15 protein-coding genes are annotated in these 18,153 nt (G+C 74.3%); 4 read left to right on the forward strand and 11 right to left on the reverse strand.

The window, feature by feature from the left end:
• Window positions 1-316: 316 nt before the first annotated feature.
• The 4 genes from LY71_RS22465 to LY71_RS22485 all read right to left on the reverse strand — a co-directional run bounded on the left by LY71_RS22465 (window position 317) and on the right by LY71_RS22485 (window position 5,950).
• A complete protein-coding gene (locus tag LY71_RS22465) occupies window positions 317-2,512 on the reverse strand; it encodes a glycosyltransferase (RefSeq protein WP_245888241.1) in 2,196 nt (731 codons plus the stop codon).
• Window positions 2,513-2,958: 446 nt separating this feature from the next.
• Complete coding sequence (locus LY71_RS22470; RefSeq protein ID WP_106282042.1) at window positions 2,959-3,771, reverse strand: SDR family oxidoreductase; 813 nt, start codon at window positions 3,769-3,771, stop codon at window positions 2,959-2,961.
• A 569-nt stretch (window positions 3,772-4,340) separates the two neighbouring features.
• Complete coding sequence (locus LY71_RS22480; RefSeq protein WP_146146218.1) at window positions 4,341-5,186, reverse strand: hypothetical protein; 846 nt, start codon at window positions 5,184-5,186, stop codon at window positions 4,341-4,343.
• A gap of 98 nt (window positions 5,187-5,284) precedes the next feature.
• Window positions 5,285-5,950, reverse strand: coding sequence for a TVP38/TMEM64 family protein (locus tag LY71_RS22485; protein ID WP_146146219.1), 666 nt, complete (start codon window positions 5,948-5,950; stop codon window positions 5,285-5,287).
• 86 nt (window positions 5,951-6,036) lie between these two features.
• Between LY71_RS22485 and LY71_RS22490 the strand changes: the two genes are divergently transcribed.
• Entirely contained in the window at window positions 6,037-7,230 is a 1,194-nt protein-coding gene (locus tag LY71_RS22490; protein ID WP_106282051.1) for a glycoside hydrolase family 3 N-terminal domain-containing protein, read from the forward strand.
• Here LY71_RS22490 and LY71_RS23245 read toward each other — a convergent pair.
• Window positions 7,196-7,441, reverse strand: a complete 246-nt coding sequence (locus LY71_RS23245) for a hypothetical protein (protein WP_146146220.1) — start codon at window positions 7,439-7,441, stop codon at window positions 7,196-7,198. The two genes, LY71_RS22490 and LY71_RS23245, sit on opposite strands and share 35 nt — an antisense overlap.
• A gap of 112 nt (window positions 7,442-7,553) precedes the next feature.
• Between LY71_RS23245 and LY71_RS22495 the strand changes: the two genes are divergently transcribed.
• The 3 genes from LY71_RS22495 to LY71_RS22505 all read left to right on the forward strand — a co-directional run bounded on the left by LY71_RS22495 (window position 7,554) and on the right by LY71_RS22505 (window position 11,239).
• Window positions 7,554-9,491 carry a glycosyltransferase gene (locus tag LY71_RS22495; RefSeq protein WP_146146221.1) on the forward strand — a complete coding sequence of 646 codons (1,938 nt, stop codon included), beginning with the start codon at window positions 7,554-7,556 and terminating at the stop codon, window positions 9,489-9,491.
• Complete coding sequence (locus tag LY71_RS22500) at window positions 9,461-10,645, forward strand: glycosyl hydrolase (protein ID WP_211297493.1); 1,185 nt, start codon at window positions 9,461-9,463, stop codon at window positions 10,643-10,645. The genes LY71_RS22495 and LY71_RS22500 overlap by 31 nt, the downstream gene beginning before the upstream one ends.
• 99 nt (window positions 10,646-10,744) lie before the next feature.
• Window positions 10,745-11,239: a diguanylate cyclase gene (locus tag LY71_RS22505; RefSeq protein WP_106282055.1), complete on the forward strand. Its 495-nt coding sequence runs from the start codon at window positions 10,745-10,747 to the stop codon at window positions 11,237-11,239.
• Window positions 11,240-11,821: 582 nt separating this feature from the next.
• Here LY71_RS22505 and nrfD read toward each other — a convergent pair.
• The 6 genes from nrfD to LY71_RS22535 form a co-directional block, all read right to left on the reverse strand.
• On the reverse strand, window positions 11,822-12,862 hold the full coding sequence (gene nrfD, locus LY71_RS22510; protein ID WP_106282057.1) for an NrfD/PsrC family molybdoenzyme membrane anchor subunit: 1,041 nt from the start codon (window positions 12,860-12,862) through the stop codon (window positions 11,822-11,824).
• A complete protein-coding gene (locus LY71_RS22515; RefSeq protein WP_106282059.1) occupies window positions 12,859-13,926 on the reverse strand; it encodes a 4Fe-4S dicluster domain-containing protein in 1,068 nt (355 codons plus the stop codon). Before LY71_RS22515 ends, nrfD begins: the two co-directional genes overlap by 4 nt.
• Complete coding sequence (gene fdh, locus LY71_RS22520; protein WP_106282061.1) at window positions 13,923-16,640, reverse strand: formate dehydrogenase; 2,718 nt, start codon at window positions 16,638-16,640, stop codon at window positions 13,923-13,925. Before fdh ends, LY71_RS22515 begins: the two co-directional genes overlap by 4 nt.
• A 12-nt stretch (window positions 16,641-16,652) precedes the next feature.
• Entirely contained in the window at window positions 16,653-17,213 is a 561-nt protein-coding gene (locus LY71_RS24790; RefSeq protein WP_106282063.1) for a dehydrogenase, read from the reverse strand.
• A gap of 155 nt (window positions 17,214-17,368) precedes the next feature.
• The gene (locus LY71_RS22530) at window positions 17,369-17,758 is read right to left on the reverse strand and encodes an MmcQ/YjbR family DNA-binding protein (RefSeq protein WP_106282065.1); all 390 of its coding nucleotides are present in this window, start codon (window positions 17,756-17,758) and stop codon (window positions 17,369-17,371) included.
• A 38-nt stretch (window positions 17,759-17,796) separates the two neighbouring features.
• Window positions 17,797-18,051 carry a hypothetical protein gene (locus LY71_RS22535; protein WP_146146222.1) on the reverse strand — a complete coding sequence of 85 codons (255 nt, stop codon included), beginning with the start codon at window positions 18,049-18,051 and terminating at the stop codon, window positions 17,797-17,799.
• Window positions 18,052-18,153 lie beyond the last annotated feature (102 nt).

Genomic DNA, 18,153 nt, shown 5'->3' on the forward strand with positions numbered 1-18,153 from the left:
GCCGCTCGTCGCTGCGATGCTCCATGAGAGCGGAGGCCACCCGGTCTGCACGATGCGGTTGAACCGCTCGGGCCTGCTGTTGGTCGGGGCCGGCCTGGATGGACCGGCGGGCCATCTCGGGCCGTCGGACGGGGGACACCCGCCGTGTGCACGCGGTGGCTGCTGGCGTTGTCGGTCAAAACTCGGTGCACTGTCACGCGACGGCTCATGGAGGGGCGCGGGGAGGGGCTCGTCGGTGTTCGCGAGCCTGCTGCCGTCCTCGTGCCTCCAGTGACGTGCCGGGGATCGCCTACTGTCGCTCCGGGGCGGGCGCCGTTCAGGTGCGTCGGGGCACGCGGATGCCGGACGCGATCTCGACCGTGTCACCCACCCGCCGCAGCCGGCGTCGTCGGGCAAGGTCGGGTGCGACGACGGCGAGCAGCGCGCCGAGTCGGGTGCGCAGCCGTTCCCCGCGGCCGACGAGCACCGCGAGCGCATGCTTCCTCACGTCCTGTCCATCCCCGTCCAGGCTGTGCGTGAGCATTCGCCAGCGCCGTTCGCCGTGCGCGCGGATCCGCGCACGGGCGATGACCTCGTGATCGTGCCGGTCGAGGTCGGTGCGTTCGGCGGCGCGGTCCAGCACTCGCAGCCGAGCCTCGGCCATCCGGACCGGGTCCGAGCTGAGGGAGCCCTGCGCCAGGCGGTACCGAGCAAGAGGGACGTCCACCAGTCCCACCCGGGAACCGTCCAACACCAGCCGCTGCCAGAACTCCCAGTCCGCGGTGATCGAGAGGGACTCGTCGAAGCCGCCGGCCGCGAGCCATCGCTCGCGGGGCACCGCACACATCCCGAGGACGAAGTTCTGGTCCAGGATCGCGGCACGTTGGTCGTCCGCTGGGAACCGCCATGCAGAGTGGTACGCCCGGCGTACCGGGACGCCGTCGGCCTCCACGATGGCGTCCGTGGTGAGGACGTCGAGGTCCGGCCGCTCCCGCGCGAACCAGGCCAGGGCCTCCAGCCGACGCGGGTGGAAGACGTCGTCAGCGTCGAGTACGACCACGTAGTCGCCCCGAGCAGCGGCGACGGCAGTGTTCTTGGCGGCCGACTCCCCCCCGTTGGGTCGGCGCACCACGCGGACGGCGTCCCCGAGGCCTGCCAGCACGTCTGCGGTACCGTCGGTCGACCCGTCGTCGCAGACCACGACCTCCAGCGGCGGATGAGTCTGCTCCAGGGCCGACACGACGGCCGCCGCGATGGTGGCCTCCGCCTGGTAGGCCGCAATGACGACCGAGAAGCTGGGGGGCTCGGTTGCCCGGTCGACCCCGGGCGCCGGGGGCGGTGCCAGCACCGGCCAGGGACCACCCACGGGGATGGCCGCGACCTCGTCGTCCGACGGAGCGTCGGTACTACGGTCTGCCCTCGGCCGCCGTCCACCCCATCGGCGCCATGCGGGCTGTTCCGCCCGCCGGGCCAAGAGCTCGTCGTGGAGCGCCTCGTACGACCGAACCATGGCCTCGGCGGTGAAGCGCCGTCCGGCTTCTGCTGCCGCCTCCGCAGCCAGGCGCCGACGGAACGCCGGATCGCCATCTAGCCGATGCAGCGCCGCGGTGAGATCCCCGACGTCCTCGACCGCGACGAGCAGTCCTGTCTCCTCGTGGCGCACCGCGTCGGGGACTCCGCCCACCGGAGTCGCGACGACCGGAACACCTCCCAACATGGCCTCCAGGACGACCAGGGGCAGGCCCTCCCACCGGCTGGGCACCGCCAGAACGTCGAAGGAGCGCATGAGCCTGGGGGCCTCGCTGGACCACCCGACCATCGTGACGCGTTCCTCCAGACCGAGGTCGGCCGCCAGCTCCTCGAGTGCCTCCCGCTCGGGGCCGTCCCCGACGAGCACGAGGTGGGCGGCCGGCAGACCTGCGACCGCCCGCAGGAGCACGTCGAAGCCCTTCTGCCGGTCCAGCCGGCCGACGCCCCCGACGACAAGCTGACCCCAGGGTGCCGCCCCGGGGAGCGGCGGCCCTGGTGCGGGGACCCCGTTCCAGACGACACGGACCCCGCCCGGTGCCAAGCCGAGGATCTGCTCCAGCTGGCGCGCCGATCTGGCGCTGACCCCCACCACGGCGCTGATCCGCGAAGCGGTGAACCGCACGATCCGGCCGATGCGCGGCCCCGGACTGGGCATCGGTAGGTGCACGACCGCCACGGCCGGGGTGCGCCGCAGTGTCGTTGCGCCGAGAACTGTGTACGGGTCTGCGAACGGCGTGGGGAGGTTGAGGTGCACGAGATCCGCTCCGATTCGCGCCATGGCCCGCCGATGCGCCCTGGCTGTGGCCAGGTCCCACCGCCCCCGCACGGTGGGCAGCACGGTGTAGGTTGTGCCGGGACGTCGGGCTGCCAGGCGCTCGAGCACCGCATCGTCAACACCGAGCAACCGGACCTCGTACCGTTCGGACAGCGCGGCCAGCAGGTGCCCGAGCGCGATCTCGGCGCCACCCCACTCGCTCGCCCCGCAGAAGATCAGGATTCGCACGGGATCCGGGTGCCTCATCGGACAGCGGCTCCCCGAGGCTCGTCGTGGCGGCCATCGACTTCCGGGCCGAGCTTGATCAGGTTATCGCCAACGACCGCAACAGTCGTTGCGCAGGCTGCTCCCCACACAGTGACGCCGCCCTCGTCGCCGGGACCGGCTGATCGCGGTCCTCGATGGTGCGCCGCCGAGGACGTCCTATCCACCGGAGTCCTTCTGGGGCAGCGCAACAGGTGGCCATCCCCGGTGCCGACCTGACCGGCGAAGACGGAGGCGGTCTTCACGGAGCCCGAGACGATCCCATGGTCCACGGCGTGCTGGTGAAGCGCTCGGGCCGACCGCGGGCGGGCGTGCTGCCAGACGTCCGCGAGCCGCCGGCCGGAGGTGCCGTCGTGGCAGTAAGGCCGCTGCACAGGGGCAGACGGACCTCGCACCGGCCGAGCAGGACGTCACCGTCGGAAGGTGTCCTCGGATCCCCATTCGTGGAGCCGCAGTCGCCGGGCGTCGCCGCCCAGTCCCTCCACGTGTGCCAGGACGTCGACACGGTCGGCAGCGGCATGCACGAACCGCCCCGACCACTGGTCGAGCTGTCCCTGCGCCATCGCGACGACCCACTGAACCACGAGCTCGGGGTCGGTCCAGTCCGTCTTCCCCCGCCACACGGCCATCGACCGGGTCATGTCGGTCTCGACTACGCCAGGTGCCAGGTCGAACACCTTCACACCGGTACCGGCCAGGGAACCGGCCAACGCCTCGGTGATCCGCATCAGGCCGGTCTTCGCCACCGAGTACGCCGAGTACTCGGGTTTCGCACGCAAGCCCGAGCCACTGGCCAGGTTGACGATGGTGCCGCTGCGGCGGGCGACCATCGTCGGGACCACCGCACGGCTGACGAGGAAGGCACCTCGCACGTGGCTGGCCACCACGTCCCACCACTGGTCCGGATCAGCGTCCCAAAGCGAGACCTCCGCCGCGTCGATCAGGCCGGCGTTGTTCACGAGCAGATCGATCGGTCCACACTCCTCCTGCGCCCGCGCCACGGCCGCGTCCACCGCTGCACGATCCGTGACGTCAGCCGGGATCGCGAGGGTTCGCTTCCCCGTGGCATCAGCGACCTCGGCCATCGCCCGGGTCAACCGCTCCGCCCCGCGAGCCACTCCGACGACGGTGACGCCTCGGATCGCCAACCCCTCCGTCAGGCGACGTCCGATGCCGGCCGATGCACCGGTGACCAGAGCGACCCGCCCGCCGAGGTCAACCACGCGGCACCGCGGCGGGGACGGCCAGCACGCCTGGGCCGCTCGTCCGAGTGGTCGGGCACGGGCCAGCCACCGCCCACGGCACGGCTGCGGTCATGGTCGTCTCCACGTCGTCGCTCCTGCGCCAACACCGACCGGAGGTCTGGGAGATCATCCGCGCCGCGTTGCAGGCCGGGACGCAGACGGAGGTGGGGAGGGTCATCGCCGTCCTCGCCCCAACCGGTCCCAGCGGTGCAGCCTCGGCCCCGCAGGGCGGGAGGACCTCCGTCCGAGCTCCTCGCGGGCCCGGTGCCGGTCCCTCTTCTGCCTGTCCTCATCTCCGACGTCGACTGCCTGCCGCTCGACTCCGCTGGACATCTGGACCCCCTCGGTTCTCGACATGCTCACCGAGCGCGACCGGTGGAGCCCCGACTACGCCGTTCCTCCTGGGTCCTGGGACCTTGGAGGCACGGTGACCGAGGGTCAAGGGGAACTGCCCAGGGCCGTATCACTGGCCGTCACCGGTGGTCCGGGCGGCATCCCGGCCCGAAGCTGCGGCGACGTCACCGGCTCCTCCTGCCGGCGGTCCGTGCTCAGGCGTGCGGTGGGGTGAGAGGTCGCCCGACGCAGGTGTTCGCCAGCTGCTCGGCGCTCAACTGCGGGTAGGCACCCGCGCACCACGCGTCGACGGCGCCCTCGCCGGCGAAGCCGCCGTCGACGAGCGTCACCCAGTACGGGTCGCCGTCGGGAGCGGTCGAGGTCGCCCCGAAGTCGGTGCTCCACAGCACGTAGAGGTCTGCGGGGTCCGCCACCGACGACAGCGCGGCGCGGCTCTCCGCCAGGATGTCGACGGCGAAGAACTGGTGGGTGCCGTTGGCGGCCGTCTGCAGGGGGTCGGTGATCCCGACGTCCTTGCTCGCCACCTGCGCCATCCAGCGGCCGTCGAGGTCCACCCGCGCCAGCGACTCCTCGCGCAGGGCCTGCAGGTCGGCGAGTGCCTGGTCCTCCGGGGACACCGTGGGCGCGGCCGGGACGACCGGCGCCGGCGAGCCGGCGTCGCCCAGGTCCTCGCCCTCGTCGGCGGCCGCCGCGGTCGTCGTCTGCCCGGCCGTCGCCGTCGCGCCGGGGCCGTCCCCGAGGGCGAACCAGGTCGCCACGCCGCCGCCCACCGCCACCGCGGCGACCAGCGCCGCGACGAGCACGCCGCGCCGCGACCCGCCGCTCACGTGGGGCGGGAGCACCGGCACCGGGCCGGAGTCGGGTCCGGGCGGGAGCGCGTCGGACGACGGAGGCGACGTCGGCTGGATGGTCGCGGTCGCCCGCGGCGCCGGCCAGCCACCGGGCGGCGGCGGCAGCACCGGCTCACCGGACGGCGACCACACCCGTCTGGTCTCGTCCACGTCGGCGGCGTACCGGCGCCCGAGGTCCTCCTGCGTCACCCTGACCTCCCCGTCCACGGTGGCCGGGACCACACCCGCTGTGACGGCGTGCCTCGGCCGGAGGAGGGTAACCGCCCGCCGTCGTGATCGGTGGCACCTCAGCGGGTGCCCGGCGCCTGACTCGGCCGGGACCTGCGGCGCCACCACGCCACGCCGCCGGCGACGAGGAGCAGCAGGACCGCGCCCTCGACCAGCAGCCCACCGGGTGAGGTGGCCCAGCCGAGCAGCCGGCCGGCCGAGGCGCCCACCGCCACCTGCAGCACCGATCCCGGCACGACACCGAGGGCCGTGGCGGCCGTGTAGGTCCCCAGCGGCACCCCGGTGAGCCCGGCGGCGTAACTGGTGAGGCTGAACGGGACCGGCATGACCCGCGCCACCAGCAGCGGGACGAAGCCGCGGCCGGTGAGCACCCGGTCGACCGCCAGCACCCGCGGGCCGGCCAGCCGGGTCACCGCCTCCCGCCCCAACACCCGGCTGAGGCCGAAGGCGGCCAGCCCGCCGAGCACGGCGCCGATGACGGAGGCCATGACACCCGCCCAGAAGCCGACGACGGCGCCCAGCAGCAGCGACAACGCCGTCCGCGGCACCGGGCCGAGCAGCGCCAGCGCCACCCCGAGGGTCACCAGGACCAGCCCGACGGCCCCTGTCCCCTCCACCCGGCTGCGCACGGCGTCCGCGCTCGGCAGGTCGACGACGAGGACCACCACGACCGCGGCGATGAGGAGAGCGGCCAGGACCGCTGCCCGTGCCCCCGCCCTCCCCACCCGCCCCATGGTGCCCGAGGGGTCCCCGACCCCGGCGGACCGACGGGTCAGACTGGACCGGTCCCGTCCGCTGTCCGAGGAGCTCCATGCGCCCGCCCGCGCCCGCCCGGTCCCTGCCGGCCTTCTGCGCGCTGATCTGCCTCCTCACCGCCTGCTCCGGCACCGGGTCGTCGCCGAGCGCGACGAGCGCCTCGAGCACCACCTCCGCCACCCCGACGACCGGATCGCCGTCCGCCGCGGCCGACCCGGTCGACCGGCAGGTCGACGCGGCGCTCGCCGAGCTCGACCGCCGCGCCCAGGTGGCGCAGCTGTTCATCGTCGGCGTGCCGCTCACCGGCCTCGACGCCGGCGACGCGCTCGTCGAGGACGGCGTCGGGGGCGTCTTCCTCGCCGGCCGGTCGCAGGCCCCGGCCGAGGACCTCGCCGCGGTGACCGGCCGCTGGGCCGACGCCGCGTCCGGCCCCCGACCGTGGGTGGCCGCCGACCAGGAGGGCGGCGAGGTGCAGGCGCTGCGCGGCCCCGGGTTCGAGCGGCTGCCGGCCGCCGCCGAGCAGGGGCAGCTGCCGCCCGACCAGCTCGCCGCGCTGGCCGACGGCCTCGGCGCCTCCCTGGCCGCGGCCGGCGTCACCCTCGACCTCGCGCCGGTGGCCGACGTCGTGCCGGCCGGCACCGAGGCCGACAACGACCCGATCGGTGCCTTCGGCCGCCAGTACGGCAGCACCGCCGCCGACGTCGCGGCCGACGTCGCGGCCGTGGTCGACGGGCTGGCCGCCCACGGCGTCACCTCGACGCTCAAGCACTTCCCCGGCCTCGGCCTGGTCGACGAGAACACCGACGAGGCCGCCGGGGTGGCCGACCCGGTCACCACCGCGGACAGCGAGCAGGTGGCCGTCTTCGGCGAGCTGGCCGCCTCCCCCGCCGAGCCGATGGTCATGCTGTCGTCGGCCACCTACCCGGCCATCGACCCGTCGGCGCCGGCCACCTTCAGCCGGGTCGTCATCACCGACGTCCTCCGCGGGCAGCTCGGCTTCGACGGTCCGGTGGTCACCGACGACGTCGGCGTGGCGACCGCCGTCCAGGACATCCCGCCCGGCGAGCGCGCCACCCGCTTCCTCGAGGCCGGCGGCACGCTGGTGCTCACCGTGGACCCCGACGTCTACCCGGCAATGCTGGACGCCGTCCTCGCGCGCGCCGGGACCGACCCGGCGTTCTCCGCGACCGTCGACGCCGCCGTCCGCACCGCCCTCACCGCGAAGGCCCGGGCCGGTCTGCTCGGCTGACCGGACGCCGGTGCGGCCACGCGAGGACCGCGAGCATCACCATCGCCACGGCCCAGCCGGTGGCGACGAACAGGTCGCCTCGGTGCAGGCCATGGCCTGCCCCCAGCTGCAGGATGACCGGACCGTCGTTGGCGTATCGACCGGTCACCAGGAGAAAGGCGAAGCCGGACAGGACCGCCCCGGCGACGGCGGCGCACACCCAGCGGAACACCGGCACGACGGTAGTGCCACTGAGCGCCACGGGGTCAGAGCCCGCGACCCGATGGGGTGAGCGGCCTCCCGGGCGCCTGCAGCGGCCCGCCCGGCGGGCCGATGCCCCGCACGTGGACCTCCGCCCGGCGCCCGTCGCGTCGCCCCCGGTGCGCCGCCGGCCGCGCCCCGGTGGCGAGCTGCCGGCACCGGAGAGCCCGGCCCGCCGGCGGGTGCTGCACGTGCTCGGCATCGCCGCGGTGCTCGCGACCGCCGTCTACCTGGTCTGGCGGATCGGCTGGACGATGCCCGAGGGCCGCGCCCTGTGGGTCGGCGTCCCGTTCCTGCTGCTCGAGGTGCACGGCTTCGCCGCGCTCGTGCTCTTCGTGGTCACCACCTGGGACGTCTCCCCCGCGCGCACCCGCCCCGGCCGCGCGGAGGACCCCGACCCCACCGTGACCGTGCTCGTCGCCACGTACAACGAACCGCTCGAGGTGCTGCTGCCCACCGTGGCCGCCGTCCTGGCCATGGACGAGCCGCACGAGACCTGGGTGCTCGACGACGGCGACCGGCCCGAGGTGGCCGACATGTGCCGGGCCCTCGGCGCACGCTACGTCACCCGCCCGGTGCACGACCACGCCAAGGCCGGCAACCTCAACGCCGCCCTCGCCCACGTCACCACCGACCTGGTCGCGGTGTTCGACGCCGACCACGTGCCCGAGCCGGACTTCCTCACCCGCACCAAGCCGTACTTCACCGACCCGCGCCTGGCCCTGGTGCAGACCCCGCAGGACTTCTACAACGTCGAGTCCTTCGAGCACTTCCGGCACGGGACGGCGCTGCACGAGGAGTCGCTGTTCTACCGGGTGATCCAGGCCGGCAAGCACAACGCCGGTGCCGCCTTCTGGTGCGGCACCAACGCCCTGCTGCGGGTGTCGGCGCTGCGCTCGGTCGGCGGCGTGGCCACCGAGACCCTCACCGAGGACTTCCACACCACCGTGCGCCTGCACCGCGCCGGCTGGCGCACCGCGTACCACAACGAGGTGCTCGCCAGCGGCCTGGCCGCGGGCACCCCGGACGCCTTCTACGCCCAGCGCCGCCGCTGGGGCCGCGGCGCCATGCAGGTGGTGAGGCTGCGGGCGGACAACCCGGTCCTCGGCCGCGGGCTCACACTCGCCCAGCGGCTGAGCTACGCGTACTCGCTGTCGGCCTGGTTCGACTCCTGGCGCACCCTGGGGCTGGCCGTGCTGCCGGTCGCCGTGGTGGTCACCGGCCTGTTCCCGGTCGACGCGCCGCCCTGGGTGTTCCTCGGCCTGGCCGGCAGCAGCTTCCTGCTGCAGCAGGTGGCCACCACCCTGCTCGGCCGCGGGTTCGCGCGGCTGCACTGGTCGCTGCTGTTCGACGTCGTCCGGCTGCCGTCGAACCTGGCCGCGACGCTGTCGCTGGTCCGGCGCGGCACCGGCACGTTCGCGGTGACCGCCAAGGGCCGCACCGGCGACGCCCGCGCCCGGGCACGGGTCCCCGCCGTGCTCGTCGTGCTGCTGGCGGTGCTGGTCGGCGGCATGGTCTACGCCGGGCTGTCGATGGCCGGGCTGACGCCGACCCGCTACGCCCTCACCGGCAGCGCGCTGGTACCGGTGCTCTGGCTGGGCGTCACCGCCGGTTTCGTGGCCGCCGCGGTCGTGCGCATCCGCGACGACAGCTACGGCACCGAGCGCCGCGAGGGGCACCGCTTCGACGTCACGCTCCTGGCCCTGCTCGACGGCCTGCCCGGCACCGTCGTCGACGTCTCCCTGGGCGGTGCGCGGGCGCGGCTGCCGGAGGGGTCGGCCGTCCTGCCGGTCGGCACGGAGACCTGGCTGGCGATGTGGGTGCCCGACCGCAGGAGCCCGGTCATCACCCCGGTGGTCGTCCGCTCGCGGCAGGGCACGCACCACCGGCTGGAGTTCGTCGGGCGTGACTGGCCGGCACTGGCGGCCGTCGCGACGACGGCCATGGGGGTCGGCGCGCTGAGGTGGCGCGCGGCCCGGGAGGAGCAGCAGTGGAACCCGTCCACCCTGGCGTCGGCGTGACCCGCCGGCTGCCCCTGCTGGCCGTCGCGGCGGCCCTGCTGACGGGCTGCGCCGTCGTCCCGCAGGAGGCGGCGCCGCCGGTTCCCTGCGACCCGACGCCGGCCGCGGCCGTCGTCCCCGGCGACGGCGTCTACCTCGGCGCCAACCTCGACTGGGGCAGCGAGACGCTGGCCGAGTACGCCGCGGCCGCCGGGCACGCGCCCGCCGTCGCGGTCAGCTTCACCGGCTTCCCGCTCGGCCCGGACGACGGCCGCAACCTCGACGGCGCGGTCGACCAGCTCGTCGCCCAGGGCGGCCTCATGCTGCTCACCCTGGAGCCGCACGACGGCCTGGCCGCGGTGACCGACGACGCCGCCGCCGACCTGGCCGCCCGGCTCGACGGCTACAACCGCCGCGGCGTGCCGGTCGTCGTCCGGTTCGCGCACGAGATGAACGGCTCCTGGTACGCGTGGGGCCAGCAGCCGGCCGAGTACGTGGCCGCCTTCCGCCGCGTCGCCGCCGCCGTCCACGCGGAGGCGCCGGGGTCGGCGACGATGTGGGCACCCAACTACGGCGGCGGCTACCCCTTCGCGGGTGGCCGGTACGAGGCCGTGGCCGGCAGCGGCGACGCCGCCGTCCTGGACACCGACGGGGACGGCGGGGTCACCGCCGCCGACGACCCGTACGCGCCGTACTGGCCGGGGGACGACGCCGTCGACTGGGTCGGGATGTCGCTCTACCACTGGGGCTCGGCGCACCCGTGGGGCGAGAACGAGGTGCCCGAGCCGGGCAAGTTCGTCGCGCAGCTGACCGGCGAGTACGTCGGGCTGGCCGGCGACGACCGCGGCCTGCCCGACTTCCACGGCACCTACGGCGTGCAGCACGGCAAGCCGGTGGCCGTGCCGGAGACGGCGGCGCTCTACGCGCCCGGCAGCGGCGGCGCCGACGAACTCGCGGTCAAGCAGGCGTGGTGGCGGCAGGTCCACGACCCCGCCCTGGCGCAGCGGCTGCCGCGGCTGGCGATGGTCAACTGGTTCGAGTGGGACAAGGACGAGCCCGAGATCGGCGGGCGCGTCGACTGGACCGCGGCCTCGGGCGCCGACACCCGGGCGGCCTACCGCGCCGACCTGCCGGCGTGGGGGCGCTGGGCCGACGCCGTCCCCTCCTGCGACTGAGCGTCACCCCGAGCACGACGACGGGTCGGTCTCCCCCCTCGGGGTGGGGCTGGCCCGTCCCGGCTCTCCGGCCGGTTCCGTCCCGCCGATGCCCTGACCATGACCATTGCGCACGGCCCTGTTGTCCTCGACCTGCCCGCCCCCGACGGGTGCGCCGCGCTGCTGCCCGGCCCGGCCGACGTGCTGGCCCAGCTCGACGCCCGCCTGGCCACCGCCCGGCGGCGTCCGGCCGCCCTGCTGGTGCTGGGCCTCCTGCGCCGCAACGACACGTGGCCGACGCCGGCTCCGGCCCTGGACGCCACCACCCGCCTGGTGGCCGCCTCGCTGCGCGGGGACGACTGGATCGGCCGCTCCGGTCCCGCGGAGTTCGCCGTCCTGCTCGCGGGCGATCCGGCCGACGCCGACGCCGTGGCCGCCCGGCTCGCCGCCGGCGTGGCCGCGCTCGGCCACCCGGGACTGCGTGCCGGGGTGGGCGTCGCCGTCCTCGAGGAGGGGCTCCCGGCGCGCGAGGTGCTGCGCCGCGCCACGCTGTGCCTGACCACGGCCCGCTCGGCCGGTCCCGGGAGCGTCATCCGCTACCGCGGCGTCCGCTGACCTCCGGTGCCGGTGGGGCCGTCGGGGGGCGGAGGCTCGTCCGGCCGGTCGGCATCGAGCTCACGGCGCTCGGCCGCCCGGATCGCGTGCCCGATGAACACCCCCACCACGACCGCGACCACCGGCCACGCGACGAGGACCCATCCCCACCACGGCACATCTCCCCCAGCCGTTCCCGGCCCCCGTGGCGGCACTTTGCCACCACCAAGCTACGGAACGTGACCGGAACGTGCACCTGACGCGCCGAGGGCGGCGCACGCAGCCCCGTGGTCCGCGCGCACCGCCCTCGCGTCTGGATACGGAGCGGGCGCGGATCCGGTTCAGCCGTTCGCCTGCACCGGCCCCGTCCTGCGACGGCTCGTTCCAGGTGAGGCTGCTGCCCGGGCAGCCACCGCCAGGTGAAGCCGACCGTGACGCCGGCTCGGCACGGACCCCGAGACGCTCGAGACCCACCTGCGGCGGATCCGCCTGGACTACGAGCAGGTGGGCCGGCCCGCGCCGACCCGCCGCGCCCTCTACGTCCGGGCCATCGAGGACGGCCTGCTGCCCTCGCCCAAGGCCCGGCTGTGACGCCCGCGAAGGCTAGCGGCTGACGGTCGGCGCGTGCCCGTTCTGCCGGGCGGCCAGCCGCTCGCGCTGCGGGACGACGGTGTACTTGGGGTCGCGGGCGCTGGCCATGCCGGCCTCGAACACGCCGAACCGGGTGAGCAGCGACCCCGCCGCCAGCAGCACCCCGGCCACGACGGCCCCGGCCCGCCGGCGCCCGGCGACCACGGTGAGCGCGGCGCCGGCCGCGGTGCACGCCTTCGCCGCGCGCAGCAGCGTGCCGGGCCGGCCCTCGAGGTAGGGCTCGCTGACGATCCCGTGGTCGTGCTCCACCCGGTGCATGACCGCGAGCTCGATGGCCGCCCCGGCCACCGCGGTCCGCCGCGACGGCGCCGCCTCGGCCACCGGCGTGAAGACCATCGTCACGCCGCCGCCGGCCGCCATCGCCGAGCCGCCGAAGACGAACGGCAGCTGGTCGTGAGGGGCGTGCCACGAGGGCACCGCGGTGTTGGCCAGCAGCACGCCGGTGTAGGTGGCCAGCGGTCCGCCGAACAGCGCCGACACCACGCCGCCGAAGCGCTTGAGCCGTGGGAACCAGCCCAGCAGCTCCGCCGCCGCCGTCGCCGCGGCCGCCCCGCTGAACGGCGCGAGGATGTAGGAGCCGACCGACAGCGGCGAGGTCGGCTTGAACACCCGCAGCATGTGCAGGAACCGCTCGGGCCGGCCGAGGTCGTGGATGAGGAACACGACCGAGGCCAGCGCCCCGCCGCCGGCGGTGTACCGACTGACCCGGGTCAGTGTCGGCCGGCCGGTGACGTCGGCGACCGCGGCCAGGATCGACGACGACCCCGCCATCCCGCCGAGGAACAGGTACAGCGGGACGTCGGGCGACTTCCACACCGGCGGCTTGATGATCGGGCGGCCGTAGTAGGAGGTGAAGGTGGCGTCGTCGACCATGGCGACCTCGCCGCCACCGCCGCGCCGCCCGCCCTTGCGCCGCCGCTTGCCGCGGGCCTCCGCGGAGGGGCCGTCGGCCCGCCGCCAGCCCGCGCCCGGCGCGGTCAGTCCCTCGGTCACCGGGGCCTCCGCCCGACGAACGACGAGATCACGACGCCGGCGATCATCGCCGCGCCGGCGGCCGCGGCCCGCCACATCGAGGGCAGGTCGCGGGTGGTGACCACCGGGTCCGGCGGCAGCCCGTAGACCTCCGGCTCGTCGAGCAGCAGGAAGAACGCCCCCGCACCGCCGACGCCGTCGTCCTCGTCCCGGCCGTAGAGCCGCGCCGTCTCCACGCCCTGCGACTTCAGGGTGGCCAGCCGGGCGTCAGCCCGGGCCTGCAGCTCGTCGAGGTTGCCGAACTGGATCGACTGCGTCGGGCACGCCGTGGCGCAGGCCGGCTGCAGCCCGTCGGTGAGCCGGTCGTAGCACATCGTGCACTTGAAGACCCGGCCGTCGCCCTTGCGCTGGTCGATGACGCCGTAGGGGCAGGAGGGCACGCAGTAGCCGCAGCCGTTGCAGATGTCGCCCTGGACGACGACAGTGCCGAACTCGGTGCGGAACAGCGCCCCGGTGGGGCAGACGTCGAGGCAGCCGGCGTGCGTGCAGTGCTTGCAGACGTCGGAGCTCATCAGCCACCGGATCTGCTTGTCCGTGCCGCTCTGCCCGGTCTGCGGGTCGAACTCCGACAGTGCCTCGGCGTTGAGCACGCTCGACTGCTGCGCCGCGGCGAGGCTGCCGTCGTTGTCGCCCTCGGCCACCGACGGGCCGCTGCCCCGCCGGTCGTCACCGGGGCGGCCGAAGGTCGGCATCGGCAGGTCGACGGTGCGCGCCTGCTCGATGAACGCGACGTGCCGCCAGGAGTTGGCCCCGAGCTGGCCGGTGTTGTCGTAGGACATCCCGGACAGGCCGATGACGTCGCGCACGCCGTGCGAGTCGTCCATCGGCAGGGTGTTCCACTCCTTGCACGCCACCTCGCAGGCCTTGCAGCCGATGCACACCGAGGTGTCGGTGAAGAAGCCCACCCGCGCCGGGTGGTCGGTGTCGTAGCCGGACTGCCCGGTCACGTCCGGGACCGGCCCGAAGAGCCGGTTCTCGGGGTCGTTGCCGGTGAAGGCCGCGCTCGCCGAGCTGATCGTGGTCACTGCTGCGACCCCTCCCCCGCCTCGGCGGCCACCGGGTCCCGTCCGTTGACGCCGACCCGGCCGGACTCCACCCCGGCGCGGCGCCGGTAGCCCTCCACGAACTCGATCAGCTCGGGCCCGCGCGGACGCCGTCCCGGCCGGATGTCGGCGGTGCTGACCTTGTCCTCCTGGATGTGGGTGTTCGGGTCGAGCACGATCCCGAGCAGGTCGTTGGCCGAGTCGCCGGTCGAGATGCCGCTGTAGGACCAGTGGTAGGGCATCCCGATCTGGTGCACGACCTGGCCGGTGCGCAGCCGGATCGGCCGCATCCGCTCGGTGACCAGCACCTTCGCCTCGATCGCCGTCCGGGTGCTCACCAGCGTGGCGTACTCGCCATTGACCAGGCCGCGCAGCGCGGCGAGCTCCGGGCTGACCTCGACGAAGAACTCCGGCTGGAGCTCCGACAGGTAGGGCAGCGTGCGGCTCATCCCGCCGGCGGTGTGGTGCTCCGTGAGCCGGTAGGTGGTCACCTGGAACGGGAAGACCGGGCTCAGCGAGGGGTTCTCCCGGTTCCACGGGCCGTTGATGTGCTCGATCGTCGGGTTCGCCTGCTGCTTGTACAGGGCGTTCTCGACGACGGACTCCGCCGGCTCGTAGTGCGTCGGCAGCGGCCCGTCGACGACGCCCGCGGGCGCGTACAGCCAGGCCTTCCCGTCCCCCTGCATGATGAACGGGTCGGCGCCGCCGATCGCGTCCTGCGCCTTCGCACCCTCCGGTGGCACGTAGTCCGGCCGCTTCGTCGCCTCGAAGTCCGGGTTGTCGACGCCGGTCCAGCGACCGGCCTCCTCGTCCCACCAGACGTACTTCTTGCGCTCGCTCCACGGCTTGCCGTCGGGGTCGGCCGACGCGCGGTTGTAGAGGACCCGCCGGTTGTACGGCCACGCCCAGCCCCACTGGGAGGCGACCTGGCCCTGCTCGCGCCCGGGCCTGCGCCGGGCGGACTGGTTCACCTCGTCGGCGTAGACGCCGGAGTAGATCCAGCAGCCGCACGACGTCGACCCGTCGTCCTTCAGGTCCAGGTAGCCGGAGACGGCGCGGCCGTCGGGGCCGACCCCGTTGATCTCCCGCAGCACGTCCTCGGCGCTGGGCTCGGCGTCCGGCCCGTGCGTCGGGTAGTCCCAGGTGAGGTCGAGCAGCGGGCGGTCGCGCGGGTCGGTCGAGCCCGCCAGCCGCTCGCGCAGGATGCGGCCGAGGTGGAAGTAGAACCACAGGTCGCTCTTGGCGTCGCCCGGCGGCTCGACGGCCTTGTGCCGCCACTGCAGCAGCCGCTGGGTCTGGGTGAAGGTCCCCTCCTTCTCCGCATGCGACGCCGCGGGCATGAAGAAGACCTCGGTGGCGATCGTCTCCGGCGCGAGCTCGCCGGTCTCGATCTCCGGCGACTCGTTCCAGAAGGTCGCCGACTCGATCAGCTGCAGGTCGCGGACGACCAGCCAGTCGAGGTTGGCCAGCCCGAAGCGGTTCATCCGGCCGTTGGGGTGCCCGACCGTGGGGTTCTCGCCGACCAGGAAGTAGCCGGAGATCTTCCCCTCGATCATGTCCTTGATCTGGCGGTAGGAGCTGTGGTCGCCGTCGATGCGCGGGAGGTAGCCGAAGGCGTAGTCGTTGTCCGCCGTCGCGGCGTCGCCCCACCACGCCTTCAGCAGGCTGACCGTGTAGGCCCGCTTGTTGCCCCAGAAGCCGGCCTTGCCGGCGGCGTCGGCGCAGTAGTCGTCGAGCGACTCGTGCTGCATCGCGTGCGGCATCGGCAGGTAGCCGGGCAGCAGGTTGTACAGCGTCGGGACGTCGGTCGAGCCCTGGATGCTGGCGTGGCCGCGCAGCGCCAGGATGCCGCCGCCGGGACGGCCGATGTTGCCCAGCAGCGTCTGCAGGATCGAGCAGGTGCGGATGTACTGCGCGCCGACGCTGTGCTGCGTCCAGCCCACCGAGTACACCCACGCCGTCGTCCGGTCGCGGCCGCTGTTCTCGGTGACCCACCGGGCCACCTGCAGGAACACCTCCGGCTCGACACCGCAGACCTCGGCGACCATCTCCGGGGTGTAACGGGCGAAGTGCCGCTTGAGGATCTGGAAGACCGTCCGCGGGTGCTGCAGCGTCTCGTCGCGCTTCGGCTTGGCGGCGATCGGCGGGCCGCCGCTGCCGGCGGCCTGCGCCTTGTCGGTCTTGCGGATCTCCGGGTGGTCCTCGAGCTCGTCCTGCTCGGCGGCCCCGGCCGGGTCGTCGGAGCCCGAGTGCGGCGGCTCCTCCGGCTCGTACTGCCAGCTGGACTCGTCGTAGGTGTTGTTCTCCGGGTCGAAGCCGGAGAACAGGCCGCCGAGGTCCTCGGCGTCGGCGAAGTCCTCACTCACCAGCGCCGCGGCGTTGGTGTAGGCGACGACGTACTCCTTGAAGTACAGGTCGTTCTCGAGGACGTACCGGATCAGCCCGCCGAGGAAGGCGATGTCGGTGCCCATGCGCAGGGGCACGTGCAGGTCGGCGATCGCGCTGGTGCGGGTGAACCGCGGGTCGACGTGGACGATCTTCGCGCCGCGCGCCTTGGCCTCGCTCACCCACTGGAAACCCACCGGGTGGCACTCGGCCATGTTGGAACCCTCGATGACGATGCAGTCGGAGTTCGCGAGGTCTTCCTGGGAGTTCGTGGCACCGCCACGACCGAACGAGGCACCCAGACCGGGCACCGTGGCGGAGTGCTATATGCGCGCCTGGTTCTCGATCTGGATAGCGCCCATGGCGCTGTAGAGCTTCTTCATGAGGTAGTTCTCCTCGTTGTCGAGGGTCGCCCCTCCGAGGCTCGCCAACCCCATGGTGCGGTTCACGCGCTTGCCGTCGTTCTCGTCCTGCCAGCCCTTGCGCCGGGCCTCCAGGACGCGGTCGGCGATCATGTGCATCGCCGTGTCGAGGTCGAGGTCCTCCCACTCGGTGCCGTACGGCCGGCGGTAGCGGACCTTGGTCACCCGCGTCGGGCTGGTCACCAGGGACTTGCTCGCGCTGCCCTTCGGGCACAGCCGGCCGCGGCTGATCGGCGAGTCCGGGTCACCCTCGATCTGGACGATCTGCTCGTCCTTGACGTAGATCCGCTGCCCGCACCCCACCGCGCAGTAGGGACAGACGCTCTGCACGACCCGGTCGGCGGTGGCCGTCCGGCTCACCACGCTCTCCGTGTCCTTGCTGCGCGCGGCCGCGCCGCGGCCGAGGGGGTCGGGGCCGGTCAGCTGCCGGAACACCGGCCAGGCGTCGAGCCAGGTCTTCACCCTGTGGACTCTGCCACTCCGCGCGCGATCCGGCGCGCGGACGGCACCGGGCGGTGCCGGACGACGTCGTCCGCCCGCCTCCTCTGCCGGAGACGTCCCCGTGCACCTCCGCGGAGTTGCCCCGTGCACTTCCGCGGAGTTGCCCAGGAGGAGGCTCAGCCGCGGTCGGTGAGGTGCTGCCGGGCGAGCCGCGCCGGGGCCCGGGCCAGCCAGGCCTCGATGACCAGCTCGGCGAGCTCGTCGACGCCGATCGCGTCGAGCCGGACGAGGACGGCGGCGTACCCGTCGAAGTGCGGCGTCGTCAGGTAGACGGCGGGGTCGTCGGCCACCAGGGCGTGCTTGACCCCCTCGTCGGCCACCGCGGCGGCGAGCACGGGCCCCTCCGGCGCGGCGTCGCCCAGGTGCTCGAGGTCGGCGCGGCGCAGCGGGCGCTCCCACACGAAGGCGCGGTCGCGCACCTTCCACGCCGGCGAGCCGTACGAGGTGCCCTCGGTCGCGCCGGGCAGCGCGAGGGCCAGGCGCCGCACGTCCGCCCAGGTGGCCACGGCGGCACGCTAGCGCCGCGCGCCGCGCGGTGGACGGCTCAGGCCGACGGGGCGGTGGGACGGCGGGCGCGCGGCGGCAGCGCGACGCCGCGGGCGGCGAGCCGCTCGCGGAGCCGCGCGGCCTCCTGACGGCGCTGCTCGGCGCGGCGCCGCAGCACCGCGCGCTGCTGGGGCTCGGCCCGCGCCGCCCGGAGCTCCAGCACGGCGGCGGTCTCCAGGTGCAGGGCCATGCGCCGCAGCTCGCCCGACAGATCGCTGCCCGACGACCCCGGGTGTGCTCCCGCTGAGGTCATGGCAGCGATGGTGGGACCGATCGCCGCGCCCCGCACCCCGGGACGGAACGGGGACGGCCGCCGCTCCGCGCGACGGAGGGCCGGGGACGTCGGTCCCCGGGT

It is taken from the genome of Geodermatophilus tzadiensis (assembly GCF_003002915.1).
Taxonomy (GTDB): domain Bacteria; phylum Actinomycetota; class Actinomycetes; order Mycobacteriales; family Geodermatophilaceae; genus Geodermatophilus; species Geodermatophilus tzadiensis.

What these genes read in the sequence shown, in the direction of transcription:
- LY71_RS22490 (WP_106282051.1), top strand. Translation starts at nt 6,037, where the DNA reads ATGCGCCCGCCCGCGCCCGCCCGGTCCCTGCCGGCCTTCTGCGCGCTG.
- LY71_RS22505 (WP_106282055.1), top strand. Translation starts at nt 10,745, where the DNA reads ATGACCATTGCGCACGGCCCTGTTGTCCTCGACCTGCCCGCCCCCGAC.
- LY71_RS22535 (WP_146146222.1), bottom strand. Translation starts at nt 18,051, where the DNA reads ATGACCTCAGCGGGAGCACACCCGGGGTCGTCGGGCAGCGATCTGTCG.